Source organism: Pantoea sp. JGM49 (assembly GCF_018257655.1).
GTDB lineage: Bacteria > Pseudomonadota > Gammaproteobacteria > Enterobacterales > Enterobacteriaceae > Pantoea > Pantoea communis.
The window spans coordinates 325,131-346,727 of record NZ_JAERJM010000006.1; the positions used below are offsets into that span (position 1 = coordinate 325,131).

The window sequence follows — 21,597 nt, forward strand, 5'->3', positions numbered from 1 at the left end:
TCCCTGTGCTGATACTTATGGCTGGAACAGCAAAACTCAGCCGAATTAACAATCCTCGTTAAATGCCTTCAAGAGTTCACATGCAAGTTGTGATAATGAGTTTAAAAGTCACTCATGCTGTTCGCTTCTGCCATAGCGCATATCACGGTGGCGTCCTGAAGGGATTACGACGCATCTACCGTAACTGACTATCCTTGCTGCCACGGCGGTTATACCCGCTGTGGCTGGCTTCTTGTTTATCTAACGCACTTTGGCACTTCACGCAGTAACGCACCCCAGGCAATGCGCTGCGACGCGCTTCGGGAATCGGTTCCCCGCACTCGTCGCAATACTCTGCACTTGCGCCGTGGTTGAGGTGACTTCTGGCGCGCGCAATCGCATCATCCACTGTCGCATCAATCTGCTTTTGCACTGCACCATCTTCAGACCAGCCGCCTGCCATAATCCCCTCCTGATATTCATCGACTGGTCAAAGTATAGTTCAGTAGCTATCAGGCACGATCATGCTCTGCGGCACCGGGTGACGGGCATAATTTTCATGATGAATGCGGGAAGGTAAAGAAATTTGCTCGCCTTCTGCGGCTTCATACGGCACCTGTTGCAGCAAGTGAGAAATACAGTTCAGCCGAGCCTTCTTCTTATCAACGCCTTGCACTACCCACCATGGCGCCTCAGAAATGTTGGTGCGCTCCAGCATCATCTCTTTGGCGGCGGTGTAATCCTCCCAGCGGCGACGGCTTTCCAAATCCATCGGACTCAGCTTCCACTGCTTCAGCGGGTCATGGATGCGGCTGAGGAAACGCATTTCCTGCTCTTCATCGGTGATGGAGATCCAGTATTTCACGATCTGAATGCCGCTGCGCACCAGCATGCGTTCAAACTCTGGCGTGCTGTGGAAGAACTCTTAGTACTCCGCATCGCTGCAAAATCCCATCACCTTTTCGACGCCCGCGCGGTTGTACCAGCTGCGGTCGAACAACACGATCTCTCCCGCTGACGGCAGATGAGAGACGTAACGTTTAAAATACCACTGCGTGCGCTCACGTTCATTTGGTGCGGGCAGTGCCGCCACGCGGCAATAGCGCGGATTGAGTCGCTGCATGATGCGTTTAATCACGCCGCCTTTGCCTGCCGCGTCGCGGCCTTCAAAAATCACCACCAGTCGATGGCCGGTGCGAATCACCCAGTTTTGCAGCTTCACCAATTCGCCCTGAAGATGCAGTAACTCCATAAAATAGCGGCGACGCCACGCCATCTCCTGCGGATCGTTATTGGCCGCCAGACCAAAATCAGCTAACTCCATCTCCAGCGATTCGTCATAGCTGTCATAGAATTCCTGTAAAAAGCGCGCATCAAACATATTGTTGTTATTTATTTCGTGTGCAGACATCGTCTTATCCCTGTCGAAGCGAGCGTTACAATGAAGTCATGATCCAGTAGAGGGCGGCAGAGAGCAGCGCGGCGGCAGGCAAGGTGAGCACCCAGGCCAGTACCATATTGCGCAGCGTGCCGAACTGTAAGCCGCTGCGATTGGCGGCCATGGTGCCCGCAACCCCTGAGGAGAGCACGTGTGTGGTTGAGACCGGAAGACCAAAGGCATCCGCTGCGCCAATGGTGCCCATCGCCACCATCTGCGCACTGATGCCTTGCGCATAGTTGAGTTGGCTTTTGCCGATTTTCTCACCCAGCGTGGTGACAATACGACGCCAGCCGACCATGGTGCCTAATCCCAAAGCCAGTGCCACCGCGACTTTGACCCAGGTCGGGATAAATTGCGTTGCACCGTTCAGCGCGGTTTTCAGCGCCTGCAGATTTTGCTGGGTGGCAGTCGGTAAAATCAGCGAGTGATCGGCTTGCAGACGTTTGATGGTTTCAGCTGCCAGATACATCTCATTACGCACGGCTTGTTTCTGCTCGGCCGGGATAGCCTGCAACGCGCCATATTGCTTCAGCGTGGCGCCGATGTTGCCACTGACCTGAGCCAGCGCGGCGATCACCGTCGTATCGCGTTGGCCGTGTCGTTGAAACCATTGACGAACTCGAAACCTAATGCCGCTAATAAGGCAAAACCAAGCAGCATTAATGGCAGTGCACTGCTAAATGTGACCCCGGTTTGTTGGATATCACCGATTAATTGCGTTCCCGCAAAGAGAATGCCGGCGAGTAAAACCATGCCGAACAGGAAAAGCGGTTTCTTACTGTTTTTTGCAGGGAGTTGAATCGCGGAAGACAGCGGTGAAGCGGCAACATGTAAAGTCTGAGGCGTAACGTAATCACTCATTAGTGAAAATTTCCTATAGATCGCTAAAGCAGCATAAGCACAACGATATGTGCGGCTAACATATAGAAAATTTATGAAAGTTTTATGACGTAACTGTCAAAATTTAGTCATATAAATGAAATTTTTGAGATGCAATAAAATCGATATTTGTTTTTTTATCATTAAAAACAATAGGTTATTTTATTTTTTTGCAGCGGCGGATTCGCCAGTTTGAGTTTTATTTCTGCCATAAATTTGTCACATTATGGTTTGACTGATTACTATAGATTATATTTACAGCAGGAGATCATTACCGTGCTAATGAGATCTAAGGTTGAAGACCCTGCGTTAATGTTGGCGTTAACTTATAGAACCAGACGACTATTTGTGGCGTCTTTTCAACTCATCAAACAACCATTCTTTGCTGATGGGGCCGGAACTTAACTTCTGAATCATGGCATTATCGGCATAGTTAAGTAGCCATTCTCCGAGTTCCGCCATGCCCGCTTCATAAGAGCCGTGCACCTCAACAAACTTTTCCGACAAAATCAGTAGCTCCATGCGCAGCGCGTTACTGAGGGTCATGAACTCCAGATAGCCTTCGCGATCGGTTTCATAATCGGGGATCTTCGACAGCACAATGACCTCTTCTTCCTGAATGGTGGCCTGCCAGTGTAAACCGCTCTGTCCTTTATGTGCAGAATAATCATGCTGTACAAGTGAATATTTAATTGTTTCGGTTCGCTTATCCGATAATTTTCTTAATCGCTTTAAGAATATTGCGGGGCATTTAATATCAAGCCCATTCCTCCATAGCATAGCGGTTATGCGGCTGGACGTATTTCTGCCGGGTATGGGCCTGTTTATGCTGCTCCCATCATTCAATGAGAGAGCGACAAATGAACACACTATTTACGCCTATTACTGCCGGACAATTACGTCTTCAGCATCGTGTCGTGATGGCACCGACAACCCGTATGCGCAGTGAAAATGGCGGCGTGCCGGGTCAGTTGATGGTTGAGTATTATCGACAGCGCACCAGTCCCGGTGGGTTGCTGATTGCGGAAGCCACCGCGATTTCGCCCCATGCGAATGCCTATGCCGATGCGCCGGGCATTTTCAATGACGCTCAACAGGCGGGATGGAAGCAGGTGGTTGATGCGGTGCATAAGCAGGGCGGTCAGATAGTGCTGCAATTGTGGCACCCAGGGCGTCAGTCATTGCCAGAACTGTCAGAAGGTTACCAGCCGGTTGCACCTTCGGCTTTGACTGCGCGAGAGACCTACGGCGTGGGCAAGAATGCCGATGGTATTTATGAAGGAAAGTTGTTCCCTGAACCACGTGAATTGCAAGAAGAAGAAATTCCACAACTTATTGAAGCGTATCGACAGGCTGCGATAAGGGCAAAGTCGGCGGGTTTTGACGGAGTTGAGCTGCATGCTGCTAACGGGTACTTACCGGAACAATTTCTGCTGGATGGCAGCAATAAACGTCAGGACAGCTGGGGTGGAAGCCTGGCTAATCGGGCGCGCTTTTTACTGGAGGTGGTGGCAGCTCTGACGGAAGTGTATGGACCGGGACGGGTTAGCGTCCGAATTTCTCCAAGTGGCATTTATGGTGATATGCATGATAGTGACCCGGCAGCGACGTTCAGCTATTTGGCCGACAAGCTCAATGATATGGCGCTGGCGTATCTGCACATTATTGAGCCGCGCATTGTCGGACCGGAAGACAGGGAAGGCGGGCATTATGAGGAACCGGTAGCCAGCCGACATCTGCGCGAGTTTTACCATGGCCCCCTTATCGCGGCGGGAGGCTTTAAACCTGAGGCGGGGGAGAAAATGCTCGAAGCGGGTGAGGCAGACTTGATCGCATTTGGTCGTTTGTTTACCTCGAATCCCGATTTACCTGCAAGGATCCAACATGGCTATCCGTTAGCTCACTATCAGCGTGACGCATTTTTCGGTGGAGATGCTAAAGGCTATACGGATTTTCCTGCCTATGCGCAGTAGCAAGGCGAGTTAATCTTTATAAGAGCGGCCGTCTGGCCGCTTTTGCCTCGATCAATAAACGCTCGCCTCAATCACCTTTCTCCAGGCTCTAAAACCACTATCAAGCCAGTGCGGTTCCGCACTGGCTAATACGTCTTAAATCTGAGAAACCCCTACAGAAGCACCGCCATCAACATACAGTGTTTGTCCGGTCATAAAGCCCGCGTCCTCAGATAACAGGAACTGGATAGTGGCGGCAATCTCCTCCGGTTTGCCAAAACGCTTCATGGGTACGCTATCCAGATAACGTTGTTCACCCTCACTGCCTGGTGCGTTGCTAGCTCGAAACAGTTCTGTCTCTGTCGGGCCGGGGGCAACAGCGTTTACGGTAATCCCCTGAGTCGCCAGTTCCAGCGCCCAGCTACGTGTAAAGCTGATCAAAGCTGCCTTTGCAGCAGCATAGGACGTGCGCTGCGGAACGCCGAGGACCGTCAGGCTAGCAATATTGATGACTCTTCCCCAGCCACGGGCTTGCATACCGGGTAAGGCGGTTTGCACTGCTAACAGGGCAGGATGCAAGTTGACGCGTAATACTTCATCCAGCGTTGCCGTCGAGACTTCGGGTAACCATTGCGGACGTACTAAACCGACATTGTTAATGATGCCATCTACATCGAACTCCGCATTGATTTGCTCCAGCTTCTGTTTTGTTGCGAGCGTATCTGCGAGGTCGAGTGAGACAAAGTGTCCCGGGAAGCTTTGCTCAGGCTGATGTCGTGCAATACCGATCACGAGATGGCCTGCATCAGCCAGACGCTGGGATAAAGCCAGGCCAATCCCTTTGCTGGCACCGGTAATCAAAAATGTTCTTTGCGGTTGCATATTTTACTCCTGCGTTTAACGACAAAAACCGGCGCAGATGTCTGCGCCGGAGAGGATAAAACGGTTAAAGGTGATTTATGAGGCTGAAGCTGCTTGCAGAGCGACATCGGCTGCACTAATGCCTTCCAATGCCAGGCCGTACCCCGCACCTTCATCAATGATGCGCCGCAGTTTTTGCGTCAGCGCGATGCGTGTATAGCGGCTGGTGAGTGGAGGTAACGCCGCGAGCGATTCTGCCAGCTCATGAGCCCGTGTCAGCAAGGTATCGCGTGGCAGAATTTCATTCACCACACCCCAACCTTTGGCGGTTTCAGCGTCCAATTCCTGACGCGTTAACAGGAAATAGCGGCCACGAATGCTACCGATGACTTCTGGCCACAACAGGTTCACGCCATCCCCTGGGACGATGCCAAAGTCGAAATGGGGTTTGTCCTGGAAAACAGTATCGGGCGTGGCCAACACGATGTCCGCCAGCAAAGCGTATTCCGAGTGCAGGCGCACCGGTCCGTTTAAAGCAGCGATGACCGGCACTTCAATATCCAGCAGATTCATCAGAACTTTTTTGCCTTCGCGGAAAATTTTGTCGTAACCGCGCGGCGTGAAGAAATCAAAACCTTCCGGACTGATGTTCTCCATAAAAGCCTCTCCAGCGCCAGTCAGAATCACCACGCGATTATCTGGATCGGAGCCAATTTGATGAAACAGTTCAACAAACTCTTCGTGGGTATGCCCATTGAACAACAGTGAGCCGCCATCAGTATGAAACATCACTTCCAATACACCGGTGGGCGAGCGGGTAAGGCGTGCGTTGTTAAAGCTGTGACGATAGTTTTCGAAGCGAGACATAGTGATTTCCTTTTGAATGATTAGTTTTCGATTAAGGCATTTAATTTGGTAATGGCACACATGACCGCAGGGCGCGCAGAGACGGCGGCATACCATCGGCTGAGGTTGGGAAGCGTTTCAAAGCTGACGCCAGCGAACTCGCGTCGCCACATCCAGCCGAAATGCGCAATATCCGCGATGGTGTATTCATGCCCTGCTAGCCACGCCGTTTTTTCTAATTGACGTTCCAGCAGGCTGGTGACTCGATTGGCTTCAGTGCTAAAGCGCTGCTGCGCCAATGGTTGAGGTTCACTCGTCAGGCGGGTAAAAAATCCGGCTTGTCCATAAGCGGGGCTTAGCCCTGAGGCGTGGAAGAAAAGCTGCTCAAACACTCTGGCGCGTTTCAGTCCGTTTGCAGGCAACAAACTCCCGTGCTTTTCGGCCAGGTAAACCAAAATGGCTGCAGACTCACTTAGCACTTCACCGTTGTCGCTATCCACCAGCACCGGCACTTTGCCGTTCGGATTTAACTGTAAGAAATCTGCTTCCTGCTGTTCACCCTGGCGGATGTTTACGGCACGTAGGTGCCATGGCTGTGCGAGTTCTTCCAGCAAGATGGCGGGTTTAATACTGTTTGGAGTAGCAAAGGCATAAAGTTCGTACATCATCCGGCTCCTTAGTGACTGTTTAGCTGGGCAGTGACGTTTGCCCGCTGTTGTTGATAAGGAGTATCTGCTAAGGTCGGTTGGTAATGGCAGAGGGCCAAAAACCATAATTACTATTCCCAGGAGGAATACCATGGATCGCTTTCAGGCGATGCAGATGTATGTACAGGTAGTTGATGCGGGGTCGTTTTCGGCAGCAGCGCGCATTTTGGATATCGGGCAACCGGCGGTATCAAAGACTATCGCCCAGTTGGAAAAGCATCTGGATGTACGTTTACTGCTGCGCACCACGCATGGACTCACGCCCACTGAAGCAGGGCTGCGATTTTATGAGCGTGTACGCATTACGCTGCAGCAGGCAGATGAAGCGGAGATGGCGGCGCGAGGTGCGGACAAAGGGCTTACCGGTATTCTGCGCGTGGCGGCAGCTCCGACTTTTGCCCGATTACATGTGATTCCACATCTTGACCAATTTATGGAGCAGCACCCGCAACTCAAGGTGGACATTCGGCTCGACGATCGCCCCATCGATCTGATTGCCGAAGGGATCGATATTTGCCTGCGCATGGGCACATTGCAGGATTCCGGCGCGGTTGCGCGCAAAATTGCCACCTCACGACGTTCTGTATTGGCCACCACCGACTATCTGACGCGCCATGGTTATCCGCAGCATCCCCATGACCTCAGCCAGCATGAAGCGCTGATTTTTAGCCAACTCAATGATACCTGGCAGTTTAAGCGCGCAGCTGAAGTCGAAAATGTTGTCCTGAACGGGCGACTTCATCTCAGTGCAGCGGAGGGGATTCGCACTGCCGTGCTGGCGCATATGGGCATCACGGTGGCATCAGATTGGATGTTTTCCCAGGAGATAGCTGACGGTAGCGTCGAGCGTCTGGTCAGCGATTGGGCTTTGCCAGATATTGACCTGTGGGCCGTTTTTCCTGGTGGACGCATGGCGACGGCAAAAGCACGTCAGTTTGCCGCATTTGTTGAACGCGTCATGACTGACTAATCCAGATTCTCCGCCGTCACAATGCGCAGTTCAACGCGGCCGTCCTGATACAGATCGGGTTCGAAGCCCTGTTCCAGATGCCGTATCAGCAGGTCAGTGGCCAGCACGGCATGCTGGCGAGCATTTTGATCCAGCGTGTAGGAGAGCGCGCCACTTTGCAGCAGATCTTTCGTCACATCATACAATTCGTGGGTGATGTAGCAGCAGCGGCCCAGCAACTGGTGTTGCTGCAATACAGCACTGATATCGTTGTTGTTGTCGCCAGAGTTATATAAACCGACCACATTACTTGATTGCTGTAACGTGTGATTTAACAGCGTTCGGATTTTGTGCCGTTCATCTTCCCCCGCCAATACTTCACGCAACTGTAGCCAGTGCGCGCGTTGAGTGATGGCATCACGAAATCCTGAAATACGTTGAATATGTGCGCTGAAATCAAAACGCCCGCTAACCATGATCACGTCACCCTTGTGGGGCATAGTCTGGCTCATTAATAAGCCTGCGGTACGCCCAGCCTGATATTGATTTATTCCAACATGGCAGAATCGATGCGAATCGGGTAAATCCGAAACCAGTGAAACCACTGGCACACCTTTATCTTTGCACCAGGATAGGGCTTCATGAATAACGGGATAGTCATGACCATAAACAATAATACCGTCGCGCAACTCACCGCTTTTTTTTATCTTTTCCGCCAGTTTTTCCGGTGGATTTTCCGTCACCAGTGTACGAAATAATTTTATTTTACGATAACCCAGTCGATCGGCAATGTTGGCAAATTCATCGGCTAACTGCTGAAAAAACCAGGTGCCATTACTGCTGAGGAAAACTTCAATCTGCCAGGGATGCTGCGTGTCATCCGGCAGTAAACGCTGCAACCCAGCCTGACGCGCGGCGCGCAGCACTTTGCGTACCGTTTCCGGACGAACCCCGCCACGCTCATTCAGCACCCGGTCAACCGTGGCGATCCCAACCCCGGCCAGTTCGGCCACTTTAATCAGGGTGAGTTTTTTCATTTGTTTCTGAGCCCCAGTAAAATTCATGTTCACTATTTCAACTACGCAAAGTGCGCATCAGGTCACAGCCTGGCGTCTATTTTCGCCGTATTATGCGCAAAGTTTCGTGACTGGCAAGATGTTAAATGTTGCGAGACGAAACCACACTCTACATCGTCCAGTCCGGCTTATTAAAAACTTCAATGATGGGAAACCATCAACAAAAACCTTTCAAAGCGCAGGGGGAGTCATTACTCTTTGCTGCGTTGTTAATATTTAATTAATTACGTGATTTGAATGTAAAAACTTACCTCAGTATTTATCTAATAAAAGCCCACCGGGCAGCGTCATTATTTATCCAATAAACCTTATTTATATGGCTCAATGCCAGGCACAAATACGTCTGTTATTTGACCTGGTTTGCAATGTGAAAGCAGGGAAAACATGAAACGCAGAGAATTTCTCACTTCCATCACCGCATTGGGAGTGGCTTCCACAATCCCGACATTGGCGCAGGCCGATGAGGTGAAGGGTGGTCAGCCCTGGGAACCCGGCAAAATCCAAACGCCGCCCGCACCGCCGAGAAAAGGGGGGCTGCAATATCTCAATCAGCATGAATTTGACACGGTAGGCGCCATCGCTGAGCGATTTATCCCAGCGGATGAAACCAGCCTGAGTGGCAAAGAGGCAGGGTGCGCCATCTTTATCGACCGCCAACTCGCGGGTGATTACGGCAACGCAGTGGCGATCTATCGCCTTGGCAAATTCGTGAAGGGCACGCCAGAGCAGGGACCGCAATCCTCGCTCACTCCGGCGCAACGTTATCGCTTAGGGATTGCCGCACTGGATAAGGCTATCCAGCAGCAGTTCGGCAAAAACTTCCTCGCACTGAGTGGCGATCAGCAGGATCAGGTTCTGACGGCGATGGAAAATAATCGCCTCGATCTGGGGGAAGAGGTCGAAACCAAAGTGTTCTTTGAACTGTTGCTGCAGAACGTGCGTGAGGGCTTCCTGTCTGACCCGATTTATGGGGGGAACAAAGACATGACCAGCTGGAAAATGATTGGCTTCCCTGGCGCTCGCTACGACTTCCGCGATCTGCTGCCTAAAAAAGGACAGAAGCTCAACATCATTCCTACCAGCCTGATTGATAACACCCTTTAATTTGTTTGCTGAGCAATAAACTATGAATAACGTCCGTCCAAAAGCTGATGTCGCCATCGTCGGCCTGGGCTGGTGCGGCTCTTTGATCGCCGAAGAGCTGACCCGCGCAGGTCTGAATGTCGTTGCCATTGAACGTGGCCCGTGGTTTGAAACCGCGACAGATTTTCCCCCCTCGGTCGATACCGATGAACTGCGCTGGGATACGCGCCGCAGTATGCTGCTGCCGCCCGCCGTCGAAACCACCACTTTCCGTAATAACACTACGCAAACGGCCCTGCCAACTCGTGAGTGGAACCTGAATGAGCTGGGTTACAACGTGGGAGGCTCGGGCACCCACTGGGCTGGGATGGCATGGCGTTTTACGCCGTTCGATTTCGAGCCATACAGCCAGACCGTGAAGCGTTATGGAAAACAGCAGATTGCCAAAGGGGTGATTCTGCAAGACTGGGGAGTGACTTACGACGAGCTGGAACCGTTTTACGATCGCTTTGAAAAGATCGCCGGCGTGTCAGGCAAGGCCGGTAAGCTGAACGGCGAAGTCATTGAAGGCGGCAACCCTTACGAGGGCAATCGCTCAAGCGAATACCCTTTGCCAGCGCTGGAGAGTATGCGTCTAACGGATATTTTTGCCGAAGGCGCGAAGAAGATCGGCTTGAAACCCTTCATGGTTCCCGCTGGCCAGGCGTCACGCGCTTATGTTAACGCACTGGGTGTGCGCATGGGGCCTTGCACCTATTGCGGCTACTGCCTGTATTACGGCTGCGGTAACTTCTCAAAATCCAGCCCTAACGCCTGTGTCATCCCAGCGTTAATGCAACGTGAGAACTTCACGGTGTTAACGGACTCTGCAGTGGTTCGCGTCAATAAAGCGGAAGACGGTAAAACCGCCACCGGCGTGACCTATCTCGATAAGAACAAGAAAGAGTGGGTACAGCCCGCAGACATCGTGATCTTGTCCGCCTTCCAAATGCAAAACGTCCGTCTGCTGCTGCTGTCCAAAATTGGGGTGCCTTACAACCCGGTGACCAAAACCGGCGTGGTAGGGCGTGCCTACAGCTTCCAGACGGTATCGGGTGCAGCGATCCACTTCAAAGATGAAAATCTGAATCAGTATATCGGTGCCGGAGCCCTTTCTTCGCAGGTGGACGACTGGAACGGCGATAACTTTGACCATACCGGTCTGGGCTTTATCGGTGGCGCAGGGATTCTGGTCGTGGCGCGTGGCGCGCGTCCTATCGGCAACGCCGATGCACTGCCGCCGGGCTCGCCACGCTGGGGTAAAGAGTGGAAGAAGGCTTATACCCACGCGTTCCAGAACACCACCTTCATTTTCGGCCAGGGCACCAGCTTCTCACACGAAGATTACTATCTTGACCTTGATCCTGAGTACAAGGATGACAACGGCAATCCTCTGCTGCGCGTCACCTTCGACCACAACGATAACGATCGCCGTTCAGCGAAATTTATCGAAGAGAAAAGCGTCGAGATCGTTAAAGCCATGGGCGCGGAAATCGTCATCGGCACCAACTCTGCTTCGGGTGCTTACTCGCCGTATAACTTTGCCAGCGACCACACCATTGGCGGTGCGGTGATGGGCAATGATCCGAAAACGTCGGTGCTCAACCGTTATCAGCAGTGTTGGGATGCGCACAACGTGTTTGTGCTGGGGGCGTCTTCCTTCCCAAACAATGCGGGATACAACCCGACGGGCACCATTGGCGCGCTGAGTCTGTGGACGGCGAAAGCCATTATTGAACAGTACCTGAAAAACCCAGGTCCGTTGGTGAAGGTGTGAGATGAAGAAAACCAAACTCATTGCGGGCGTAGCGGTGATTGCTGCGGCTGTGGCAGCGGGCATGCTGTGGATGAACGGCTATACCTCCGCGGATGATGTCGCCAGCAACAACGTACTCACCAGCCAACCGCCAACGGCGGCAGACAGTGCCGCAATTGAGCGCGGGCGTTATGTGGCGATTGCCAGTGACTGCACGGCTTGTCATACCATGCCGGAAAGCAAACTACCGCTGGCCGGGGGCTACTCCATCAGCACGCCGTTTGGCGGCATTTACGCGAGCAACATCACGCCGGATAGCGAAACCGGTATCGGTAGCTGGACAGAGCGTGATTTCTTCCGCGCCGTGCGTCACGGTAAGGGCAAAGAAGGGGAGCACCTTTATCCTGCGATGCCCTACAACGCTTATGTGAAGCTGACGGATCAGGACATGCACGACCTGTGGATGTACCTGCGCTCGGTTAAGCCAATTCACTATCAGGTGCCGGAAACCAACCTGGGCTTCCCGTATAACATTCGTCTGGCGATGATGGGCTGGAACCTGCTGTTTTTCCGCAACGCAGGTTTCCAGCCAGACAGCAGTAAAAGTGCTGAATGGAACCGAGGTGCTTATTTGGTGGAAGGTCCAGAACACTGTGCCGCCTGCCACACGGCTAAGAATCTGATTGGCGGTGACAGCAGTGATTATCTGCAAGGCGGTAATCTGGGTGAATGGCATGCCCCCGACATCACACCGAACCCGCACACCGGTATCGGAAGTTGGTCTGAGCAACAGGTGGAGGATTACCTCAAGCTCGGCAGTAACCATGTGGCGGTCGCTTCAGGCCCGATGGCGGAAGCTGTGACTAACTCCACGCAGCATCTAACCGACGCTGACTTGCGCGCGATTGCGGTGTATCTCAAGCAAGTGCCTGCGTCGACCACGACGTTGCCGCAACCCTTGTCGATGGACAATGCGCAAATGAAGATGGGTGAAAATGTCTATTCAGCCAACTGCACTGCTTGCCATAACAGCGACGGCAAAGGGATTCCCAACCTCGCGGCGAGCCTGGCGAATAACCCTGGCCTGTTAGCGGATGATGCCTCTTCCATCATCACGACGGTGCTGCAGGGGGGACGCGGCGCGGTCACAGCAGGCAACCCAACAAGCGGTGCGATGCCTTCGTTTGCCTGGAAGCTTTCGGACGAACAGGTGGCAGCCGTGGCAACCTACCTGCGCAACAGCTGGGGAAATGCGGCAAAACCAGTGACCTCGGATGAGGTGGCAGACAAGCGAGCCCTGCTGCGCCTGCCTTCGCAGATGGCCGCGCATTAAACAGGTCTGAATCACAGGCCGTCCGCAAGGGCGGCCTGAATCATTCCCCCAAAACTCCTCCCCAAAATGAATTCTTAAATTCTGGCAAAATTCACTCGTCGTTCTGTTAAAGCACGAGCGTTTCCCTCCTGTATCGGCGAGGAGTTCATCAGGACTTCTTATGCCATTTATCGTCGCGGCCTTTTTCGTAGGAATGCTTGACTGCAGCCCAGGCCACTTTATGTGACACTTCCTCCCGAGAGCTGTCATCCTGACGGTCCTTTTTGTCCTTATACTCATCCCAGGCACTGTTAAATGCTGCCAGATAAATATCCTGCGCATGAGCAGGGAGGACATGCCTGACGCTATCTGGTAGGGAATCTCGTGATTTATACGGCATTGTTGGCCTCCTGTGATTTGAGACTTAAGCCTGGTTCACTTGTGACAATTTTCAACGTTTATTTAAATGAATGAGGTTATATAAAATTCACTTCAGAATATTGCTTAGGATCCAGATTGTTGACGTCACAATCATCATTGTTCGTCACATTGAGAATTTATCAGTTAATTATTTCTATCCTACTCAAGTACAGGTGGTTCAGACAAGTTAGCACCTACATTAATGACACTGCGGACAGAAGGCTTCTGCCTGGGTTATGAATGATTAAATTTAATCGCAAGAAGATACAGATTTGTCCTGGAAAATGCCTTTAGGTTTACAGCATTGAATTTCCTGCCAGGCTGAATGATTAAACGTAAATATGAGGTTAGAAAATGAAGAACTACACGCTGTCAGCCGCAGTCTTATCCGTCATCCTTTGTGGTGTTTGTTCTTTTGGAGCTTACGCTGGAGTATTTGGATAAAGTGATGAGCCAGCGGTGTTATATGCTCACTTGCTGGCCGAAGCAGCTGCAAATTCGTCTGTACATAAACCGAAACGAGGATTTTATTGTTTAACTACCCCTTAGAAAAGATTCCTTAACTTAAACCTCAAGGGGGATAGAACTTACTCGCTTGCCGCCATGTGATTTTAATGCACAGGGCGGCATGGGGTTTAGCGAGAGGGTCTGATCATCGAAACAGTATTTCTCTCACCGTAATATGTCAGAGAGGTCGTTCACCGACCAGAACGGTATGAGGCTGAGTGCGTCTGCCAATGCGTCCGAATACAGCAGCCAGCACGCCCTCAATAATCAATACGAAGAAGGTAAACCAGCTTGCTCTGGCGGTTGCAGCGGCGGCCTTTTCAGCGGCCTCACGGGCTTTCTGCTCAGCCTGCTGTTTCAGTTGCTGAAACTGTGCCACGGCTTTTTGATAACTCTCAACCGTCTGGTTAACGATCTGCTCAGCTTCCTGATCACTCTTACCTGTCCGGGCTTTGATGATGTTTTTGAGAGCATCCCGGTCGGCAGCCTGAAGGGTGTCAGAATGACGATTAATAACCCCACGGATCCAGTTCACGATATCGTTATCCGCATTTTGAGTATTCTGAGCCGTTTGCTTAGCCTGATCTTGTGCGCTATTTGCCTCACTGTTCACATCCTGCTGAAGCTTATCCGGCTGAAGCTCAGGCTTACCCGTCTGACGGAGGGTGGCCTGTAACTCATTCTGGAGCGAATCTAAATTAATATTATTCTCCTGAAGTTTTTCTTTGGCCATGTTCCCGACAGACGGGGCAACGGCCGAAACACCACTGCCGATCGCACTGGCTCCGGCACCCAGGATATTGAATGCACCTCCGATAATCCCTGTTGCCAGTGAAAATGCCAGCCAGAGGGTGATAAGCGTACTGACGCCAAACATCAGTAAACCGTGTAGTGCGCCCTCGCGTTGTGCCAGCCTGCCAGCGACGTAACCGCCGGCAATGATGGCGATAAGCATACTGACACCCGTCCATATCAGCGCACCGGTACCTATATGTTCAAGTGGATTGCGTTCCTGTTGAGGGTCAATGACAGAAGCACCAATCGCAGTGCCGAGTAATCCTAATAAAATATGAACAATAAGCGCGGCGATAACACCCGCAAATACCGCGCTCCATGAGATACGTTTTAGCGGCAGGCCACCATAAGAATCTGTGACGATTGCACCATCATTTACCCAAGGCTCAGCCATGATATTTCTCCGGTAATTTATGATAATTATCCAACATCACGAAACAGACGTTATGATTTAGCGTAGTCACTAAATAAAAAGCTCACCAAATTTATTTTGGGATTAGTCTGCATTAAACGAGACGGTTAATAATCTTGTAAGGCGCATCTAACAAAATCTCGCCAAGGCGGGATACCTAGAGCGTGAGTTTCTTTTCCTTGACGACTCTTAACATGAAAATAGAGCTAACCCTTACAAGGTGGCTCATCAAAATGCTGTTTACATTTTTAGTGATGAATTTCGCCTTAGATACAAAGGGTTGTCAAATCCTGCATAAATATCTGATGACTCGTTGTGTTTAGGTGTCTGTTATTTTCCTCTCCTTCAATTTCTTCTGCTTAGCACCAACCGCCTGGCTTGTGTTTTATGCCATGTCGACCAGACTTATTGGGCTAACTGAGCCCCAAACGCTGAGCCTTTTTAACCGCAAGGAGAAACATATGGGTAAGAAAATAGCTGTCCTGATCACCGATGAATTCGAAGACTCAGAGTTCACCTCACCCGCCGATGCCTACGCCAAAGCCGGCCACGAAGTCGTGACCATTGAGATGCAGGCGGGGAAGGTTGTGAAAGGTAAACAGGGTAATGCGGAAGTCAAAATCGACAGGGACATCGATCACGTTACCCCTGCAGAGTTTGATGCCTTACTTTTGCCTGGCGGTCACTCACCTGACTCACTGCGCGGTGATGATCGTTTCGTGAATTTCACCAAAGAGTTTGTTGCCAGTGGCAAACCAGTGTTTGCCATCTGCCATGGACCTCAGTTGCTTATCAGCGCTAATGGTGTACGCGGCCGCAAAATGACCAGTGTAAAAGCCATCGCTATTGATCTGCGTAATGCAGGTGCTGACTTTTATGATAAAGAAGTCGTTGTGGATGACGATAAACTGGTCACCAGCCGCACGCCGGATGATCTACCTGCGTTCAATCGGGAAGCGCTGCGCATTCTCAATGCGGCCTGAGAGACATCTTCATCGTTCTATTTGTCAGGTGGCCGCTTTACAGAGCGGTCACATCCCTTCCGAAGCAGACTGGTTAACACCGGCCAACGTTTGCCAGATAAATCTTTCACAGAGTTTAGCGCTTCAATGCGAATCCAATGCTTTGAATGGTTGGGGAAACCCAACAACTTTTTGCTAACTCTCCTCACGAATTGCATGAATAAAGAGGGATAAAAACGATGAGCATCAAGACCAGCGATTTTTTTGTTCAGCGCCTGAAAGAGTGGGGCGTGACGCGCATTTACGGTTACCCGGGGGACGGAATCAATGGGGTGCTGGGTGCCATACAACGCGCAAATGAAAAGGGCGATGGCATTGAATTTATTCAGGTGCGCCACGAGGAAATGGCGGCCTTTATGGCCGCCGGTCACGCTAAGTTTACCGGCGAGCTGGGTGTCTGCCTGTCCACGGGCGGGCCGGGGGCAACCCACCTTTTAACCGGGCTTTATGATGCCAAAATGGATCATGCTCCTGTACTGGCCATTGCCGGGCAGGCAGAGGTAACGGCGAGAGGCGCAAGCTATCAGCAGGAAATGAACCTCGATCGGGTGTTTGCGGATGTGGCGAATTTTGTACAGGAAGCGGCTGCACCGGCTCAGGTTCGCCATCTCGTCGATCGTGGCGTGCGTATTGCCAAAGCGCAGAACGGCGTTGCCGTGCTAATCATCCCAAAAGATATACAGGATGAAGAGTGGCAGTCACCGCCACATTTGCACGGGTTTACCCATTCAGGCAGTGGCTATCAGCGTCCCAAAATTATCCCCTACGAAACCGATTTGCAGCGCGCAGCCGATGTGCTTAATGCGGGTAGTAAAGTGGCAATCCTGATTGGCTCTGGCGCACGCGGTGCGGCGGTTGAGGTCGTCCAGGCAGCAAATCAACTGGGTGCAGGCGTCGCCAAAGCGTTACTGGGCAAAGATGTGCTCCCCGATGACGCCCCTTTTGTGACCGGCTCGATAGGTCTGCTGGGCACTAAACCTTCCTGGGAGTTGATGCAGAACTGCGACACGCTGCTGATGATTGGCAGCGGTTTTCCCTGGACAGAGTTCCTGCCAAAAGAGGGGCAGGCACGTGCCGTGCAAATCGATATCGACCCGGCCATGCTCGGCTTACGCTATCCCTGTGAGGTGAATCTTCACGGCGATGCTGCTGAAACCCTGCGTGCACTCCTGCCATTGCTGGATCACAAAGAGGACCGCAGCTGGCAGGAAGAAATTGCCGTGCAGGTTCAGGACTGGTGGAAGCAGATGGAAGAGCGAGCGCTGGCACCAGCCAATCCCGTTAATCCCCAGCGAGTGGTGTGGGAGATGTCTCCGCAGCTGCCGGATAACGCTATCGTCACTTCTGACTCCGGATCCTGTGCAAACTGGTTTGCGCGCGATTATCGCGTGAAACAGGGACAACGGGCCACACTGTCAGGCGGGCTGGCCTGTATGGGCGCAGCCGTTCCTTATGCGATCGCGGCCAAATTTGCGCACCCTGAACGTCCGGTTGTTGCGCTGGTGGGGGATGGTGCCATGCAGATGAACAACATGGCAGAGCTGATAACCATCCAGAAATACTGGCAGCAGTGGGCGGATGGCCGTTTGATTGTCTGCGTGTTCAATAATCAGGATCTGAATCAAGTAACCTGGGAGCAGCGCGTCATGGAGGGCAATCCCCGCTTCGAAGCCACGCAGCAACTGCCTGATGTGAAGTATGCTGAGTTTGCTGAATCACTGGGGCTGGTGGGCATTTATGTCGACAACCCGGAACAGCTGGCCAGCGCCTGGCAACGTGCGTTAAGCGCAGATCGCCCCGTATTGCTGGAGGTCAAAACTGACCCGGAAGTGGCTCCGCTCCCACCGCATATCACCTTTAAACAGGCTAAAGCCTTTATGTCATCGATGGCAAAAGGCGATCATGGCACCTCGCAGATACTCAAAGACACGGCTAGCCAGCTGTTTTCTAAAAAAAGGTAACGAAAGGCGGTCCTGAAGGAGGGCCGCATCTTCACAACTCAACGACGAACGCAACATCGGAGGAACAGGTATGACGACAGTCACCGGGACCAATGAACTTGCTCTGATAGACAGATACTGGCGCGCGGCAAATTACCTCTCTGTGGGACAAATCTATCTCATGGAAAATCCGCTTCTGCGGGAACCCCTGAAGCCAGAACATATCAAACCTCGTTTACTGGGGCACTGAGGAACCACGCCGGGCCTGAACTTTATCTATGCTCACCTCAACCGCATTATTCGCCAGCGCGACCGTGATCTCCTTTACGTCTGCGGGCCCGGACATGGTGGCCCCGGCATGGTGGCTAACAGCTGGCTGGAAGGCAGCTATAGCGAAATTTATCCTCACGTCAGTGAAGACGAAGAGGGAATGCAGAGGCTTTTTAAACAGTTTTCTTTCCCGGGCGGGATACCGAGCCACGCTGCCCCTGAAACGCCGGGCTCGATTAATGAAGGAGGCGAACTTGGCTATTCGCTGTCGCATGCGTTTGGCGCGGCCTTCGATAATCCTGAACTGGTGGTGCCCTGTGTCATCGGTGACGGTGAAGCGGAGACGGGTCCACTGGCTGCCAGCTGGCACGGGATTAAATTTCTGAACGCCAAACGAGATGGGGCGGTGCTGCCAATTCTCCATCTCAACGGTTATAAAATCGCAAACCCTACGTTGCTGGGACGCAGCAGTGATGAAGATCTTCAGCAGCTATTTAGTGGCTATGGATATACCCCGCTCTTTGTCAGCGGCCACGAGCCGCTTGCCATGCATCAGCAGATGGCCACCGCGCTGGACACGGCGTTTGACATCATCGCTGATATCCAGCACCAGGCGCGCAGCGGTAATGCAACTGATGCTGTGCCACGCTGGCCCATGATTATTCTGCGCAGCCCGAAAGGATGGACCGGCCCGCGTGAGGTGGATGGCAAAAAAGTGGAGGGATTCTGGCGAGCCCATCAGGTACCTGTTTCCGCTTGCCGTGAGGATGATGGCCATCGCCAGATCCTTGAACAATGGCTGCGCAGCTATCAGCCGCAGGAACTGTTTGAGCCAAGCGGAGCGCTTGCACCTGAATTGCGCGCGCTTGCCCCGAAGGGTAATAAGCGTATGGGTGCAACCCCCTATGCCAACGGGGGAAGGCTGCGCCGTAAACTGATTACGCCAGATATTCACGACTTTGCGCTCGAGACCGGTCAGCCCGGCAGCACACAGGGACAGGCCACCGAACAGTTTGGCCGTTACCTGAGTGCAGTCTTCCAAAAGAATCTTGATAACTTCCGCCTGTTTGGCCCGGATGAAACGGCATCCAACCGTCTGTCACCCGTGTTTGACGTCACCTCCCGCACCTGGATGGAACCCATCAAGGATTATGATGAACAGCTGTCACGTGACGGTCGTGTCATGGAGATCCTCAGTGAGCATCAGTGTCAGGGCTGGCTGGAGGGCTATCTGCTAACAGGGCGTCACGGGCTGTTTAACTGCTATGAAGCCTTTATTCATATCGTCGATTCGATGTTTAACCAGCACGCTAAATGGCTGAAGGTCACCCGCAAGCTGGGCTGGCGACAGCCGATCTCCTCGCTGAACTATCTGTTGTCGTCCCACGTCTGGCGTCAGGATCACAATGGCTACAGCCATCAGGATCCGGGATTTATTGATCATGTCGCGAACAAGAAAGCCGACATAGTGCGCATATACCTGCCACCCGATGCTAATACGCTGCTGTGGGTCGGGGACCACTGCCTGCGAACATGGGACCGGATCAATGTCATTGTTGCAGGTAAACAACCTTCACCCCAGTGGCTGGATATAGAGAGTGCCATTTCTCACTGTCAGGCGGGTATGGGTATATGGAACTGGGCGAGTTGTGAGGGTGAACCTGATGTTGTTATGGCCTGCGCGGGGGACGTGCCTACCATGGAAACCCTGGCGGCAGTCGATTTGCTAAAGGGCTATCTGCCGGAATTGCGTATCAGGGTCGTAAATGTGGTGGATTTACTGGCGTTGCAGACGCAGGAGCAGCATCCGCATGGCAAAGCCGAAGAAGAGTTCGATGCCCTTTTCACCACGGATAAACCCGTCATCTTTGCCTTCCATGGTTATCCAAGTCTGGTGCATCGCCTGACCTATCAGAGAAACAATCACGGTAACTTCCATGTTCATGGCTTCAATGAAGAGGGTACTACCACCACACCATTTGATATGACGGTGCTGAATGAGCTGGATCGCTATCATCTGGCTCAGTCGGCCATTTGGCATGTGCCGGGCTTAGCTGATCGTCATCCGGAACTCCTCGACGACCTGCAGGAGCGAATCGCTGAGCACCATCGTTATGTAAGAGAGCATGGCGAGGATGTGCCTGAAGTGCGCAACTGGGTTTGGGGCGGATGAAGTCGTTTACACGGGGGATTGGGCCAAATGAAAGCGGGTATATTTTTACCCGCTTCACTTTAAAGATATGGCATTTATCACGTCAGGGATTTCAGCGCTTGGCGTTTGAGTCGGGATCCTCACTCCGCGTCAGGAACTGTTCGGTTAACTCCGGCAAATGACTGATCAGCCAGTCAGACATCGCCAGTTCCTGCTCGCATATTTGCTTCAGTACAGGGACGCTTGCCGTGTCGCCGACGCGCTTTGCCGCGCTGATCAGACTGGTATAGCTCCCCACCTCATATCACTGTCTTTCAGCGATAGATGTCAGTTTGTGATCGGTATTTTTTTCTTCATCCAGCGTCTCTTTCAAAAGCGAGGAGGCTTCTCCAAGCTGAAGCTTGATGGCCAGTGCAATCAGCGTGCCGTAGGTCGCGATCTCGTAATGTTCCACTTTCTGGGCGGCGCCAATGAGGCCGGCATCTCTTACCGGGCCGGGATCAGTCGCTTCGATAAGTTCCTGCGCTTCTTCAACCAGACCTTCAAGCGCGTGGCATTTCATACGCACTATGCGCACCTCCTCATGTGCTTCCACGAGTTGATCGAGACGCTCAATCTGACCCTGGGTTTCTTCAAGGTGATGCTGAAAGGCCTCTTTTAGTTTTGGCTCGGATGCTGCACGGATCATTTTTGGCAGGGCGCGGGTGATTTGTTTTTCAGCACTGTAAACATCGGATAGGTCGTGAATAAATAAATCAAGAAGGGTTTTTACTTTCATAGGGTAAACTCCAGCGAGTTCTTGACGGATTGGAAATTTCCGTCTGAGGTAAAGGGCTAAATATATTTGAATTGATAAGTCGAAGATTAAAATATTTAATTATTGAAAATGGCTTCTTTGATTCCTAACGATATTATTAGGATTATCACGAACTTTTATGTCTGTTCTGGCCACCTTTCTTACCCGCTGCGGAAGCTCTCTCACGATCATTTTTAAAATTGCCACCGCTTGCCTGACCACCTTTCCTTCCAGCTTCAGATGCTCTTTTGGGGTCTTCTGCAAAGTTTCCTGAACCGCCTCTATGTTGAGCCATAATATTTCCTCTACATGAACTGTTATCGTGATGATTAAGTGAAAATATGCATATAGCATTTTAATCGTAATTCACAATCAACTTCATGCAAGCGCGTCGGCACCATTT

At 51.9% G+C, this 21,597-nt stretch carries 20 protein-coding genes and 2 pseudogenes; 8 read left to right on the forward strand and 14 right to left on the reverse strand.

Going from position 1 to position 21,597, the window contains the following annotated elements:
* Positions 1 to 175: 175 nt before the first annotated feature.
* The 5 genes and pseudogenes from JK231_RS13405 to JK231_RS13425 form a co-directional block, all read right to left on the reverse strand.
* Positions 176 to 442 carry a DksA/TraR family C4-type zinc finger protein gene (locus JK231_RS13405; protein ID WP_211728805.1) on the reverse strand — a complete coding sequence of 89 codons (267 nt, stop codon included), beginning with the start codon at positions 440 to 442 and terminating at the stop codon, positions 176 to 178.
* 39 nt (positions 443 to 481) lie between these two features.
* Positions 482 to 1,390: pseudogene (ppk2, locus tag JK231_RS13410) on the reverse strand (polyphosphate kinase 2).
* A gap of 25 nt (positions 1,391 to 1,415) precedes the next feature.
* Positions 1,416 to 1,997, reverse strand: coding sequence for an inorganic phosphate transporter (locus tag JK231_RS13415; protein WP_349291522.1), 582 nt, complete (start codon positions 1,995 to 1,997; stop codon positions 1,416 to 1,418).
* Entirely contained in the window at positions 1,994 to 2,281 is a 288-nt protein-coding gene (locus JK231_RS13420) for a hypothetical protein (RefSeq protein ID WP_211728806.1), read from the reverse strand. Before JK231_RS13420 ends, JK231_RS13415 begins: the two co-directional genes overlap by 4 nt.
* Before the next feature lie 360 nt (positions 2,282 to 2,641).
* Entirely contained in the window at positions 2,642 to 2,899 is a 258-nt protein-coding gene (locus JK231_RS13425; protein ID WP_211728807.1) for a hypothetical protein, read from the reverse strand.
* Positions 2,900 to 3,159: 260 nt separating this feature from the next.
* Between JK231_RS13425 and JK231_RS13430 the strand changes: the two genes are divergently transcribed.
* Positions 3,160 to 4,272 carry an alkene reductase gene (locus JK231_RS13430; RefSeq protein WP_211728808.1) on the forward strand — a complete coding sequence of 371 codons (1,113 nt, stop codon included), beginning with the start codon at positions 3,160 to 3,162 and terminating at the stop codon, positions 4,270 to 4,272.
* A 135-nt stretch (positions 4,273 to 4,407) separates the two neighbouring features.
* On the opposite strand, the gene JK231_RS13435 is transcribed toward JK231_RS13430, so the two are convergent.
* The 3 genes from JK231_RS13435 to JK231_RS13445 form a co-directional block, all read right to left on the reverse strand.
* A complete protein-coding gene (locus JK231_RS13435; RefSeq protein WP_160833202.1) occupies positions 4,408 to 5,133 on the reverse strand; it encodes an SDR family oxidoreductase in 726 nt (241 codons plus the stop codon).
* A 75-nt stretch (positions 5,134 to 5,208) separates the two neighbouring features.
* Positions 5,209 to 5,979, reverse strand: a complete 771-nt coding sequence (locus JK231_RS13440) for an enoyl-CoA hydratase/isomerase family protein (RefSeq protein WP_211728809.1) — start codon at positions 5,977 to 5,979, stop codon at positions 5,209 to 5,211.
* A 20-nt stretch (positions 5,980 to 5,999) separates the two neighbouring features.
* On the reverse strand, positions 6,000 to 6,626 hold the full coding sequence (locus tag JK231_RS13445; protein WP_237448760.1) for a glutathione S-transferase family protein: 627 nt from the start codon (positions 6,624 to 6,626) through the stop codon (positions 6,000 to 6,002).
* 130 nt (positions 6,627 to 6,756) lie between these two features.
* Here JK231_RS13445 and JK231_RS13450 point away from each other — a divergent pair, with 130 nt between their 5' ends.
* A complete protein-coding gene (locus JK231_RS13450) occupies positions 6,757 to 7,635 on the forward strand; it encodes a LysR family transcriptional regulator (RefSeq protein WP_211728810.1) in 879 nt (292 codons plus the stop codon).
* Here the strand turns inward: JK231_RS13450 and JK231_RS13455 are convergent.
* Positions 7,632 to 8,651, reverse strand: coding sequence for a LacI family DNA-binding transcriptional regulator (locus JK231_RS13455; protein WP_211728811.1), 1,020 nt, complete (start codon positions 8,649 to 8,651; stop codon positions 7,632 to 7,634). The two genes, JK231_RS13450 and JK231_RS13455, sit on opposite strands and share 4 nt — an antisense overlap.
* A gap of 423 nt (positions 8,652 to 9,074) precedes the next feature.
* On the opposite strand from JK231_RS13455, the gene JK231_RS13460 reads away from it, so the two are divergent.
* From JK231_RS13460 to JK231_RS13470, 3 genes are read left to right on the forward strand one after another with little or no spacing between them, the layout of a single operon-like run.
* Positions 9,075 to 9,794, forward strand: a complete 720-nt coding sequence (locus JK231_RS13460; RefSeq protein WP_211728812.1) for a gluconate 2-dehydrogenase subunit 3 family protein — start codon at positions 9,075 to 9,077, stop codon at positions 9,792 to 9,794.
* 22 nt (positions 9,795 to 9,816) lie between these two features.
* Entirely contained in the window at positions 9,817 to 11,589 is a 1,773-nt protein-coding gene (locus JK231_RS13465; RefSeq protein ID WP_211728813.1) for a GMC family oxidoreductase, read from the forward strand.
* A 1-nt stretch (position 11,590) separates the two neighbouring features.
* Positions 11,591 to 12,901: a cytochrome c gene (locus JK231_RS13470; RefSeq protein WP_211728814.1), complete on the forward strand. Its 1,311-nt coding sequence runs from the start codon at positions 11,591 to 11,593 to the stop codon at positions 12,899 to 12,901.
* Between the two features lie 148 nt (positions 12,902 to 13,049).
* On the opposite strand, the gene chaB is transcribed toward JK231_RS13470, so the two are convergent.
* A complete protein-coding gene (gene chaB / locus JK231_RS13475; RefSeq protein WP_097117728.1) occupies positions 13,050 to 13,280 on the reverse strand; it encodes a putative cation transport regulator ChaB in 231 nt (76 codons plus the stop codon).
* Between the two features lie 705 nt (positions 13,281 to 13,985).
* Positions 13,986 to 14,996: a hypothetical protein gene (locus tag JK231_RS13480; protein ID WP_211728815.1), complete on the reverse strand. Its 1,011-nt coding sequence runs from the start codon at positions 14,994 to 14,996 to the stop codon at positions 13,986 to 13,988.
* Positions 14,997 to 15,475: 479 nt separating this feature from the next.
* Between JK231_RS13480 and JK231_RS13485 the strand changes: the two genes are divergently transcribed.
* The 3 genes and pseudogenes from JK231_RS13485 (at position 15,476) to JK231_RS13495 (ending at position 20,419) form a co-directional block, all read left to right on the forward strand.
* Positions 15,476 to 15,997: a type 1 glutamine amidotransferase domain-containing protein gene (locus tag JK231_RS13485; RefSeq protein WP_034822610.1), complete on the forward strand. Its 522-nt coding sequence runs from the start codon at positions 15,476 to 15,478 to the stop codon at positions 15,995 to 15,997.
* A 218-nt stretch (positions 15,998 to 16,215) separates the two neighbouring features.
* Entirely contained in the window at positions 16,216 to 17,997 is a 1,782-nt protein-coding gene (locus JK231_RS13490; RefSeq protein ID WP_097117730.1) for a thiamine pyrophosphate-requiring protein, read from the forward strand.
* Positions 17,998 to 18,067: 70 nt separating this feature from the next.
* Positions 18,068 to 20,419, forward strand: a pseudogene (locus JK231_RS13495) (phosphoketolase family protein).
* A 91-nt stretch (positions 20,420 to 20,510) separates the two neighbouring features.
* Here the strand turns inward: JK231_RS13495 and JK231_RS25675 are convergent.
* The 3 genes from JK231_RS25675 to JK231_RS13510 form a co-directional block, all read right to left on the reverse strand.
* Positions 20,511 to 20,696 (reverse strand): DUF892 family protein, encoded by a 186-nt coding sequence (locus JK231_RS25675; RefSeq protein WP_211728816.1) that lies wholly within the window; start codon positions 20,694 to 20,696, stop codon positions 20,511 to 20,513.
* Positions 20,697 to 20,702: 6 nt separating this feature from the next.
* A complete protein-coding gene (locus JK231_RS13505; RefSeq protein ID WP_211728817.1) occupies positions 20,703 to 21,176 on the reverse strand; it encodes a ferritin-like domain-containing protein in 474 nt (157 codons plus the stop codon).
* A 145-nt stretch (positions 21,177 to 21,321) separates the two neighbouring features.
* Positions 21,322 to 21,489 (reverse strand): general stress protein, encoded by a 168-nt coding sequence (locus JK231_RS13510; RefSeq protein WP_211728818.1) that lies wholly within the window; start codon positions 21,487 to 21,489, stop codon positions 21,322 to 21,324.
* Positions 21,490 to 21,597 lie beyond the last annotated feature (108 nt).